Origin of the sequence: Neoroseomonas rubea, from assembly GCF_016106015.1 — a bacterium.
GTDB classification, from domain to species: Bacteria; Pseudomonadota; Alphaproteobacteria; order Acetobacterales; family Acetobacteraceae; genus Neoroseomonas; species Neoroseomonas rubea.
Genome location: NZ_JACADQ010000124.1, coordinates 1 through 10714 on the forward strand (window position 1 = coordinate 1; position 10714 = coordinate 10714).

General features: G+C 72.3%; 9 protein-coding genes. 2 read left to right on the forward strand and 7 right to left on the reverse strand.

The window, feature by feature from the left end:
• Positions 1 to 161: 161 nt before the first annotated feature.
• Positions 162 to 1673, reverse strand: coding sequence for a flippase (locus HW577_RS13185; RefSeq protein ID WP_198376597.1), 1512 nt, complete (start codon positions 1671 to 1673; stop codon positions 162 to 164).
• A gap of 220 nt (positions 1674 to 1893) precedes the next feature.
• On the reverse strand, positions 1894 to 2586 hold the full coding sequence (locus HW577_RS13190; protein ID WP_198376598.1) for a sugar transferase: 693 nt from the start codon (positions 2584 to 2586) through the stop codon (positions 1894 to 1896).
• A 251-nt stretch (positions 2587 to 2837) separates the two neighbouring features.
• Between HW577_RS13190 and HW577_RS13195 the strand changes: the two genes are divergently transcribed.
• Entirely contained in the window at positions 2838 to 4463 is a 1626-nt protein-coding gene (locus HW577_RS13195) for a DUF6311 domain-containing protein (protein ID WP_198376599.1), read from the forward strand.
• Here HW577_RS13195 and HW577_RS13200 read toward each other — a convergent pair.
• From HW577_RS13200 to HW577_RS13215, 4 genes are all read right to left on the reverse strand, one after another.
• Positions 4382 to 5395: a glycosyltransferase family 2 protein gene (locus tag HW577_RS13200; RefSeq protein WP_198376600.1), complete on the reverse strand. Its 1014-nt coding sequence runs from the start codon at positions 5393 to 5395 to the stop codon at positions 4382 to 4384. The two genes, HW577_RS13195 and HW577_RS13200, sit on opposite strands and share 82 nt — an antisense overlap.
• 89 nt (positions 5396 to 5484) lie before the next feature.
• Positions 5485 to 6450, reverse strand: a complete 966-nt coding sequence (locus tag HW577_RS13205) for a Bug family tripartite tricarboxylate transporter substrate binding protein (protein WP_198376601.1) — start codon at positions 6448 to 6450, stop codon at positions 5485 to 5487.
• 81 nt (positions 6451 to 6531) lie between these two features.
• Entirely contained in the window at positions 6532 to 7191 is a 660-nt protein-coding gene (locus tag HW577_RS13210; protein ID WP_198376602.1) for an OmpW/AlkL family protein, read from the reverse strand.
• A gap of 126 nt (positions 7192 to 7317) precedes the next feature.
• The gene (locus tag HW577_RS13215; RefSeq protein ID WP_198376603.1) at positions 7318 to 8130 is read right to left on the reverse strand and encodes a MipA/OmpV family protein; all 813 of its coding nucleotides are present in this window, start codon (positions 8128 to 8130) and stop codon (positions 7318 to 7320) included.
• A 132-nt stretch (positions 8131 to 8262) separates the two neighbouring features.
• Between HW577_RS13215 and HW577_RS13220 the strand changes: the two genes are divergently transcribed.
• Entirely contained in the window at positions 8263 to 9933 is a 1671-nt protein-coding gene (locus HW577_RS13220; RefSeq protein WP_198376604.1) for a formate--tetrahydrofolate ligase, read from the forward strand.
• A gap of 125 nt (positions 9934 to 10058) precedes the next feature.
• On the opposite strand, the gene HW577_RS13225 is transcribed toward HW577_RS13220, so the two are convergent.
• Positions 10059 to 10714: SGNH/GDSL hydrolase family protein (locus HW577_RS13225; protein ID WP_198376605.1), on the reverse strand; the 656-nt coding region annotated here is incomplete at its 5' end.

The following is a 10714-nucleotide window of genomic DNA, read 5'->3' on the forward strand; positions in this document are numbered from 1 at the left end:
CGCCAGCCCCGCATCGCGCGCGCCCGGCGGCACCAGCAGCCGCGCCGCGGGCCATTCGCCGCGTGCGGCCAGCGCATCGGCTGCCGCGACGATTTCGGTCGCGAAGCGCTGCACGCCGGTCATGCCCTGCGTCAGGAAGCGCCCATTGATGGCGATGCCGCTCATGCCCCAGCCCGTCCGATTCGCCCGAGCAGCCGCGCCCGGTCTTCCGCCGGCGCCAGCCGCCAGCCGAGCACGCCGGCGACGATCATGGTGGCCATGCCCAGCAGCGCCGGCGCGATATGCCCCGGCAGCGGCACCATGGCGGCGAGCCCCGCGCCTGTCACGGCCAGGAAGGGCAGCAGCGCGCGCCCGGCCTTCGCCGCCGGCGGATAGAAGCGCGCGGCGAGCAGGAATCGCCCGGCGCAATCCGCCGCGGCGCGCAGCGCCCAGGCGACGGCCGCGCCCTCGATCCCGACCAGCACCAGCAGCAGCGCGCCGAGCGGCAGGAAGACCGCCGCCTGGACCAGCGAGAAGGTCGCCGTCACCTCGGGCCGCCCGATGGCATCGAGCAGCGTGCCGGGCACGAAGGCGAGGCAGGAGAAGAAGATGCCCACGCCGAGGATGCGCAGCACCATTCCCCCACCCTCGGCAAACGCCGTCCCCAGCCACAGCCACAACAGCCATTCGGCCAGCGCGACCAGCACGAGGCAGGCTGGCAGCACCAGCCCTGCCACGATCAGCGCGCCGCGGCGCATCAGCAGCACGGTCTTCTCGGGCGCGGTGCGGAAGGCCCCGGCGACGGCCGGCAGCAGCGCCTGCGCCACCGCCACCGGCAGGATCCACATGCGGATGACGAGATCGAGCGGCGTCGCGTAGAAGGCGACCGCCGTCAGCCCGATCAGCGCCCCGATCAGGAAGCGGTCGGCATAGAGCAGGACCTGCGTCAGCGCGCCGGACAGGCTCATCCAGCCGCCCTGCCGCAGCAGCGGGCGCAGCAGCGCGAAGCGCGGCGCGCCCAGCCCCAGCCCGGGCACGTCCTTCCAGGCGAGCCAGGCATAGGCGATGCCGCTGACGAGACGCACCGCGACGAGCGACAGCATCACCCCCACCAGGCTGTCCCAGGCGAGCAGCGCCAGCACCGGCCCGAGGTAGTAGAAGGCGCTGACCGGCATGTTGACGAGGTTCGCCGCGCGGAAGCGCTGCCAGGCCGCGAGCACCCCCCACAGCGCCGCGTTCAGCACGACCAGCGGCGCGGCGAGCGCCAGCACGCGGAAGGCGGCCAGCGCCTCGGCCTCCAACTCCTGCGGGACGATCAGCACCCGGCCGATCAGCAGCGGCATCAGCGCCCAGGCGAGCCCGGCCATCACCGCCGAGAGGCCCAGCAGCGCGATCAGCGTCGCACCGACCAGCGCCGGCGCCTCCGCCCCGCGCCCTTCGCCGATGCGTTCGGAGACCGCGCGCGTCAGCGCCATGCCGAGGCCGAGGTCGAAGACGCCGAAGATGCCGACCATCGCCAGCGCCAGGGTGAACAGCCCCCAGCGATCCGTCCCCATCAGGTGGACGAGGACCGGCGTCAGCGCGAGGGCGAGCAGCAGCGGCACGCCGCGCCCCAGCGCGTTCCATGCCACGCCGGAGACGAGCCTGCGCCCGCCGGCCCGGTCCTCCGGGCCCTCGGGCGCGGGGCTTGTCATCGAAGGGGACCCGCGGACGGGGCCGCGGCGATCGGCCGACCGACCGCGGATCGTGGCGCAGCCGCGATCGGGGAGCGCGAATGCGCGACCGCGCCCAGACCGCCCGCAGCCCCTGGCGCACCAGTCCAGGGCGCGAAAGGCAAGCCGCCGGACGGCGGCGCCGGCGACTGAGGTCTCATCCGACTCTGATCCCTGCGGGCGACGAAGTCGGCCGAAGGGATCAGTGCGCGCCGCGACGCGACAAGACGGCGACCGGCGTCTTCAGCAGGATGCGGATGTCGGCCAGCAGCGAGGGCTGCGAGACATAGGCGACATCGAGCGCCACGCGCTGGTCGTAGGAGGTCTCGCTCCGGCCGCTCACCTGCCACAGGCCGGTGATGCCCGGGCGGACGGTGAGGTAATGCGCGGCGGCGGCGCCGTAGTAGCTGTCGAGCTCGGACTGCGTGACCGGGCGCGGGCCGACGATCGCCATCTCGCCCTTCAGCACGTTGATCAGCTGCGGCAGCTCGTCGAGCGAGGTGGCCCGCAGGAAGCGGCCGATGCGGGTGATGCGCGGGTCGTTCTTCAGCTTGCGCGTCTGTTCCCATTCGGCGCGTGCCGCCGGGTCGGCGGCGAGCAGGGCTTCGAGCCGCGCCTGGCTGTCGGTCACCATCGAGCGGAACTTCAGGCAGCCGAACACCCGCCCGCCACGGCCCACGCGGGGATGGGCGTAGAAGGCCGGGCCACCATCGGCGCGCACCAGCGCGCCGACGACGAGGAAGAAGGGCAGGGCCGCCAGCAGCGCCAGCCCGGCGATGGCGATGTCCATCGCGCGCTTGGCCAGCGGCAGCAGGCGCGGCGCGACGACACGACCGCCGAACAGGCGGATCGCCGCGTTCTGCGGGGGGAGGGGACCAACCGGGACGCTGGACATGAGCGGAGCGGCCTTCTGGGGGTAACCGCCGCCGGTGGGGGCCGGCTGCGGCCAAAGGTGGCCCGCGGGCCGGATCGTCCCCCTTGTGTCTGTCGTGGGGAACGAGGCCGGACCTCGGTTGACGCGGGTTTTCGCCCTTGGCGCGGGCGGATGTGGGACCGGGTTGCGGCATGATTGTGGCGGCGCAGCAAAGCCGCACTTGTCCTGGCATCTGCCCGGCCGCAAAAACCTCGCCTGCCGCTGTCCCGAGGATGCACCCCCTGTCGCCCAGGCTCGCCGCCGCCCTGTCCTACGGCCTTGCCCTGCTGCTCGGCGCAGGGCTCGCCTTCGCGCTGTTCCCGGCCGAGATGCTGCTCCCGCGGGCCGGCGCCGCCTTCGCCCCGCAGGGGGATGCGGCGCAGCACGCGATCGCGCAGCGCTACTTCCTCACCGATGCATGGCGCTGGCCGCTGCTCACCGCCGCGACGCTCCGCCCGCCGGAAGGCGTCAACATCGCCTTCGTCGATGGCATCCCGCTGCTCGCCCTGCTGCTGAAGGCGGCCTTCCCCTTGCTGCCGGACGGCTTCCACGGCATCGGCCTGTGGTACGCGATCGCCTGGACGCTGCAGCCCGTCGCCGCCGTCTGGGCGCTGCGCGGGGCGGGGGAGAGGCGGCTGCTGCCGGCGATCGGCGTGGCGCTCGCGGCCTCCGCCATGCCGTCCTTCATCAATCGCTACGGGCATGCGGCACTGACCGGTCACTTCTTTGTGTTGCTCGCGCTCGGGGCCTATCTGCGGCTGGCGCGCGGGGCGGGCGCGGCGGGCTGGGCCGGGGCGGCGGTGCTCGCGGTCGGCACGCTGCTGGTCCACCCCTATCTCGCGGCGATGGTGCTGGCGCTGCTCGCCGCCGTGCCGACGACGCTGCTGCTGCGCGGGGACCGGCGCTGGATCGGCGCCGCGGCCGGCCTCGCCGCGACGGTCGCGGCGGTGTTCGGGACCATGGCGGCGCTGGGCTATCTCGGCGCGACCGGGGATGGCGGCTATGGCGACTTCGCGCTGAACCTGCTCTCGCCCGTATGGCCCTACCGCTCGCTGTTTCTCGGCTGGCTCGTCGAGCGCGAGGTGGACGCGACCGGCCATGGCGGGTGGGAAGGCTACAACTGGCTTGGGCTCGGCCTGCTCGCGGGGCTCGTGCTGCTGGTCGCGGTGGCGCCGCGGGCGGTGGGCGCGGCGCTGCGGCGGCATGCGGGGCTGGCGCTCGCCCTGGCGGGGCTCGTGCTGCTCGCGATGTCCTTCCGCGTCGGCGTGGGTGGGGCGATCCTGTTCGACCTGGGCGATCCGCCGGGGTTCCTCGAGCAGTTCCGTGCCTCGGGGCGCTTCTTCTGGCCGGTGGGGCTGGCGCTGCTGGTGGGCGCCGCGGCGCTGCTCGCGCGGCTGCCGCGCATCGGGCCGGCCGTGGTGGTCGCGCTCGGGCTGGTCCAGTTCGCCGATGCCGCGCCGAACCGCGCCGCACTCGCCGCCTGGGCATCCGACCGCCAGCCCTGGACGGTGGAGGCGCCCGCGCTGCGCGGCCTGCTGGCGGAGGCCGACCGGCTTGCCATCTTCCCCACCTGGCCTTGCGTGCCGAAGCCCGACGCGCTCGGCGACCATGCGCGGCAGTTGCAGGTGCTGAGCCTTGCGGCGGAACGCGGCGTGCCGGCCAACACGATGTACGTCGCGCGCTGGCGCGGGGAACGCCCGGCCTGCGACGACGCGGTCGCGATCGCCGCGCCGCTGGCCCGGGGCGAGCTGCGCGTCATCCTGCCCGGCGCGCGGGATCAGGCGCTGGCGTCGACGCCTTCCGCTCCGGCGCTCTGCGCCGCGCTCGGCGAGTTGCTCGCCTGCCGGCTCGGCAGGTAGCGCTCGGCGAAGTAGAGCGGGCGCTGCTTCGTCTCGTTGAAGATGCGCCCGAGATACTCGCCGATGATGCCGAGCATCATCATCTGCACGCCGCCCAGGAACAGCGTGACGGCGAGCAGGCTCGGATAGCCCGCCACCGGATTGCCGTAGATCATGGTGCGCACGACGATGCCGAACAGATACACCGAGGCCAGCACCGCGATCGCGAAGCCGACATAGGTCGCGACCTTCAGCGGCGCGACCGTGAAGCTGGTGATGCCTTCGAGCGAGAAGTTCCACAGCTTCCAGTAGTTCCACTTGGTCTCGCCCGCCGCGCGCGGCGCGCGGTCGTAGCGCACGGCGGTCGCCGGGAAGCCGATCCAGGCGAACAGGCCCTTCATGAAGCGGTGCTGCTCGCGCAGCTTCAGCAGCGCATCCACCGCGCGGCGGGACATCAGCCGGAAATCGCCCGTGTCCTGCGGCAGCTTCACCTTGCCGCCCAGGCGCTGCATCACGCGGTAGAAGCCCGCCGCCGTCGCCTTCTTGAGCCAGGTCTCGCCTTCCCGCGTGTTGCGCTGGGCGTAGGCGATGTCGAAGCCCTCCCGCCAGGCGGCCACCAGGGCGGGAATGACCTCCGGCGGGTCCTGCAGGTCGGCGTCGATGACGATCACGGCGTCCGTCGCGCGGGCGTGGTCGAGGCCCGCGGTCAGCGCGATCTCCTTGCCGAAGTTGCGCGACAGGTTCAGCACCGCCGCGCGCGGATCCTGCCGCTGCAGCCCGGTCATGACCTCGAGCGTCGTGTCGCGCGAGCCGTCGTTGACGTAAACCACCTCCCAGGCGAGGCCGATGCCGTCCATAGCCGCGGCGAGGCGGCGGTGGAATTCGGGCAGGACCTCCTGCTCGTTGTAGGCGGGGACGACGACGGAAAGGGCGGGGGCGTCGGGGGCGGTCATGGCGGGGTCCGGGAAGGGCGCGGGCGGCACGCGCCGCCCGTCATCCCGCCTGACCATGCCGGGCTGGCCAAATCAAGGCGCGATTGCGGTCAGCCCTGGACCGAGAGGTTCAACTCGGTCGCCAGCGCCGTCCATTCCCGCAAGGACCGCGCGATATCCTCGCGGAAGGCGTCGGGGCCGAGATAGGCGGGGATGGTGTCGATCTCGACGAGGCGGCGCTGCACCGCCTCGCTTTCCACCACGCGGCGGAACGCGGCGACGGCGCGGTCGAGGATCGGCTGCGGCGTGCGCGCGGGAGCGAGCAGTCCGATGAAGCCCGAGAACTCGAAGCGCGTGGAGAAGCCCGAGGCGCGCAGCAGCGGCACCTGTGGCAGCGAGGGCAGCGGCCGCGTGCCGGAAAGACCAAGCGGACGGATCCGCCCGGCGCGGATCGCCCCGCCGCTCGCGGCCATGGAGTGGAAGGCGCAGGCGACGGTGCCCGCGACCATGTCCTGCAGCATCGGCCCTTCGCCCCGATAGGCGACATGGGTCATGTTCAGCCGCGCCTCGTCCGAGAACATCTGCCCATAGGCATGCCCCGAGGAGCCCGGCGCGTAGGAGCCGTAGGAGAGATCCTTGCCGCGCGCCCAGGCGACGAAATCCTGCACGCTGTTGCCCTGTGTCGAGGGCGAGGCGCAGAGCACCAGCGGTGTCACGCCGAGCTTGCCGATTGGCGCGAAATCCGCGACCGGGTCGTAGGGGAAGCGCCGCAGCACCACCGGCGACTGCACATGCGTCGTGATGGTGAACAGCATCGTGTGCCCGTCGGGTGCGGCCTTGGCCGCGGCTTCGGTGCCGATCAGCCCGCCCGCGCCGCCGCGATTGTCGATCACGATGGGCTGGCCGAGTTCCGCGGCCATGGGCTCGGAGACCAGCCTTGCCCAGAGGTCGGTCGACCCCCCGGGCGGGAAGGGCACGATCCAGCGGATCGGCCGGTCCGGCCAGGTGCCCTGGGACAGAGAGGGGCGCGCCAGCGCAAGGCCGGCCGCCGCTCCGACGATGGTCCTGCGCCGCATTCCGGCTTCCTCCCTGGACGAGTTGGGAGGCAGCCTATGCCGGAAGGCGCCCGGGGTGGAACCACCCCGGGGCCCGGCTGGTCAGAAGCGGTAGCGCACGCCCACGCCCACGATCCAGGGATCGAGGTCCGCCCGTGCGTTGATGCGCCCGACCACCGTGTCCACCGCCACGTCGGGGCGCAGGAACAGCTTCTTCACGTCGAAGTTCACCAGCCAGTTCGGCGCGACTTCCACATCCATGCCGACATTCAGCGCGAAGCCGAAGGCGTTGCGCACGTCGACGCCGGTCACCGCAGCGGTCCGCCCGCCGCCTTCGCTGTAGAACATGGTCCAGTTCACGCCGGCGCCGACATAGGGGCTGAAGCGCTCGGCCGGCAGCGGGTGGTACTGGAAGGTCAGCGTCGGCGGCAGCACCCAGACATGGCCGAGGTCGACCGTGCCGAGCGAGCTGTCGCGCACCTCGAGGTCGTGCTGCGTCGTCGCCGCGATCAGGTTCAGCGAGAAGTTCGGCGTCAGGAAGTAGGTGAAGTCGAGCTGCCCGCTCCACGCATCGGAGGCATGCGGGCTGCCGCCGATCGTGTCGACGTTGCCGCCGCTCATCGGCAGCACGCCGATGACGCTGGCGCCGATCATGAAATCGCCGGCCTGCTTGCCGCGCGGTGTGGTGGACTGCGCGAAGGCTGGCTGGGCGAGAAGGCCGATGGCAGCGGTCGCTGCCAGCAGCAATGTCTTGCGGATCATCGTCAGTGGATTCCCTGGGGTTCCCGACGGTGACCGGCGTATGATGGTGCCCCCGCAACGTCCTTGATGTGTCTCAAGGGGAATGCTGCGCTGCGTCACCGTGGCGCGGACGCCACGCGCGACGCGTCAGGGGAAGAAGCGATAGGCGAGGGTCAGGCCGACGATCCCCTGCGTCGCGCTGCCGCGTTCGACCAGCGGGCTGTCGGCGGACTGGCCGAGGATCTGCCCCACCTCGCCGAAGGCGATCACGGTCCAGCGGTCGGCCACGAGCCAGGTCGCGCCGGCGGCCACCGCCGCGAACCAGTAGTCACGCGGGCGGAACACGGCGTAGCCGCTGCGCGCGGACTGGCCGTCGTCCACGCCGAAGAAGGTCTCGGCGAACCCGCGGCTGCCCCAGGACAGCCGCGGCCCGGCCGAGAGGATCACCCGCTCATGCACACGGAACACGCGGTCGAGCCGGGCCTCGGCCAGCGCGCCGGAATGGCCGCCGAAGCCCTGCCGCGCCTCGCCGCGGATCAGCCAGGTGCCGTCCGAATAGGAGATGAACCCGCCCGCTTCGCCCGCGAGGCGGATGTCGCCCATCCCGCGCAGAGCGTCGTTGTCGTCCTGGTCGCGCCCGAAGCGCGGCCGTAGCACGAGCCCGGCCTGGACCGGCCCCTCCCGTAGCAGCGTCACGCCGAGGCCGTCGCGGAAGGAGAGGAAGAAGGTGTCGAAGGGCGCGCGGATCTCGGGTGCGACGACGGGCGTCACCCGCCAATCGTTCGAGCCGAGATAATCCGGGGAGAACAGCATCCCCGCGCCGATCGCGACGCGCCAGCGGTCGAAGCCGGGCGCGCCGACCGCCGGCGCGGCCTGTGGCGCGAGATTGGTCTGCGCCACCGCCGGCGCGGCGAGGATGCAGGGCAGAAGGGCCGCGAGTCCGGCGATGAGGCGACGCATGGCGAGGAAGGCTCCCAAGTGGTGGCGGGGCCACCCCGCGGAGCGTCGCAGGTGGCCCTGCCCGCTTTACCTTTCAACGGCGCCCCGATAAGCGCCCCTGGAACGCCAGGACCGCAGGGGAGACGCCGCGACATGACGACCGACCTCGAGATCGCCCGCGCCGCGACGCTTCGGCCCATCGGGGAGATCGCCGCCCGCGCCGGCATCCCGGAGGAAGCGCTGGAACCCTACGGCAAGTACAAGGCCAAGGTCGGGCTCGACTTCATCGCCTCGGTCCAGGACCGGCAGGACGGCGCGCTGGTGCTGGTCACGGGCATCAACCCGACCCCGGCGGGGGAGGGCAAGACGACCACCACGGTGGGCCTGGGCGATGCGCTCAACGCCATCGGCGTGAAGACCATGATCGCGCTGCGCGAGCCCTCCCTCGGCCCCTGCTTCGGCGTGAAGGGGGGCGCGACGGGCGGCGGCTACGCCCAGGTGCTGCCGATGGAGGACATCAACCTCCACTTCACCGGCGACTTCCACGCCATCACGAGCGCGAACAACCTGCTCGCGACCATGGTTGACAACCACATCTACTGGGGCAACGGCACGGGGCTCGACGCGCGCCGCGTCTCCTGGCGCCGCGCGCTCGACATGAACGACCGCGCGCTGCGCGGCATCGTCTCCTCCCTGGGTGGCGTCGCCAACGGCTTCCCGCGCGAGGACGGCTTCGACATCACCGTCGCCTCGGAAGTCATGGCGGTGTTCTGCCTGGCGCGCGACCTGCCGGACCTGCAGGCGCGGCTGGGCCGCATGATTGTTGGCCAGACGCGCGACGGGCGCAGCGTGACCGCCGCCGACATCAAGGCTGATGGTGCGATGGCCGTGCTGCTGCGCGATGCCTTCGCGCCCAACCTGGTGCAGACGATCGAGGGCTCGCCCGCGCTCGTGCATGGCGGGCCCTTCGCCAACATCGCCCATGGCTGCAATTCCGTCATGGCGACGCGGCTCGGCCTGAAGCTCGCCGATGTGGTGGTGACGGAAGCGGGCTTCGGCGCCGACCTCGGCGCCGAGAAGTTCATGGACATCAAGTGCCGCCAGGCCGGGCTGAAGCCCGCCGCCTGCGTCGTCGTGGCGACGGTCCGCGCGCTCAAGATGCATGGCGGCGTCGCCAAGGCCGATCTCGGACGGGAGGATGTGGCCGCGGTGAAGCGCGGCGTCGTCAACCTCGCCCGCCATGTCGAGAATGTGGGGAAGTTCGGCGTGCCCGTGGTGGTGGGCCTCAACCGCTTCACCTCGGACACGGATGCCGAGATCGCGGCGGTGCAGGAGGCGATGCGCGCGCTCGGCACCGACGCGATCCTCTGCACCCATTGGGGCGATGGCGCGAAGGGGGCCGAGACGCTGGCGCGCGCGGTGAAGGGCATGATCGACGCGCAGCGCGCCGACTTCGCGCCGCTCTACACCGACCATGTCTCCCTCGCTGGCAAGATCGAGACCATCGCGCGGGAGGTCTATCGCGCCTCCGCCGTCTCCATCCCCGCGCCCGTGGCGGCCAAGCTGAAGCGGTTCGAGGATGACGGCTTCCGCGACCTGCCCGTCTGCATCGCCAAGACGCAGTATTCCTTCAGCGCGGACCCGACGAAGCTCGGCGCGCCGGAAGGCCATGTGCTGCCGGTGCGTGAAGTGCGGCTTTCCGCCGGCGCGGGCTTCGTCGTCGCGGTCTGCGGGGACATCATGACGATGCCCGGCCTGCCGCGCGTGCCGGCGGCGGAGAACATCCGGCTCGACGCGCAGGGGCGGATCGAGGGATTGTTTTAGTCTGCCTCGGGCTCCGGCGCGGAGTCTTGGCCGGCCTCAAGCACCGGCGCGGCCATCCGGCCGCCTGGCTTGCTTGCCTTGCGCTTGCGGACCGGGGCTCTGCCTCGATCCGATCCTCGGGCGGCCTACCGCCGCGCTTCCTCCACCCCGTCCCGGATGAACGCGCCGAGTGCGCGGGCGAGGCAGTCGTTCAGCCGGTCGATCTCCGCCGTCCGCCGTTCCCGTGGCGTGCGCTCCACATCGACCGTGCCGGCTTCGGCCCAGGCCTTCATCACGTCGTAGCGGGAAAAGAAGGCCCCGCCGCCCGTCCCCGACAGCAGGCGCAGCGCGTCGCGATAGGGGTCGACCTCGGCATTGGCGCGCAGGAAGCGGCTGAATTGGATGCCCATCACAACGGTGTCGACGCCGCGCAGGGACAGCCTCTCCAACCCCCGCGCCAGCGTGGCGCCCATGTCGTCGATCGGCAGGCCGCGCACCGCCTCCGTCATGCCGGCCTGCCAGATCACGAGGTCGATGGAACCGGCGCGCAGCGCCTCCTCGATCAGGCGCAGCTGATCGGCCGCGGTCGTGCCGCGCCCGCCGCGCACCTCCATCCGCAGGTCGAGGTCGGGCCGCCTTTCCCGCAGCAGCGCCTCCAGCCGCGCCGGCCAGGCCGCGCCGGGGGCGCTCACGCCCGGGCCGGCGACGGAGGCCGACCCGACCGCCAGGATCCGCAGCCGCCCGGTCGCGATCCCCGTTGCGGTTGCCCGCAGCGGCGGCGATTGCAGGAATTCGACCGGCG

Bases quoted from the DNA above. Each gene is read 5' to 3' on its own strand.
- HW577_RS13220 (WP_198376604.1), top strand. From the start codon at position 8,263: ATGACGACCGACCTCGAGATCGCCCGCGCCGCGACGCTTCGGCCCATC.
- HW577_RS13215 (WP_198376603.1), bottom strand. From the start codon at position 8,130: ATGCGTCGCCTCATCGCCGGACTCGCGGCCCTTCTGCCCTGCATCCTC.
- HW577_RS13205 (WP_198376601.1), bottom strand. From the start codon at position 6,450: ATGCGGCGCAGGACCATCGTCGGAGCGGCGGCCGGCCTTGCGCTGGCG.
- HW577_RS13210 (WP_198376602.1), bottom strand. From the start codon at position 7,191: ATGATCCGCAAGACATTGCTGCTGGCAGCGACCGCTGCCATCGGCCTT.
- HW577_RS13185 (WP_198376597.1), bottom strand. From the start codon at position 1,673: ATGACAAGCCCCGCGCCCGAGGGCCCGGAGGACCGGGCCGGCGGGCGC.
- HW577_RS13190 (WP_198376598.1), bottom strand. From the start codon at position 2,586: ATGTCCAGCGTCCCGGTTGGTCCCCTCCCCCCGCAGAACGCGGCGATC.
- HW577_RS13195 (WP_198376599.1), top strand. From the start codon at position 2,838: ATGCACCCCCTGTCGCCCAGGCTCGCCGCCGCCCTGTCCTACGGCCTT.
- HW577_RS13200 (WP_198376600.1), bottom strand. From the start codon at position 5,395: ATGACCGCCCCCGACGCCCCCGCCCTTTCCGTCGTCGTCCCCGCCTAC.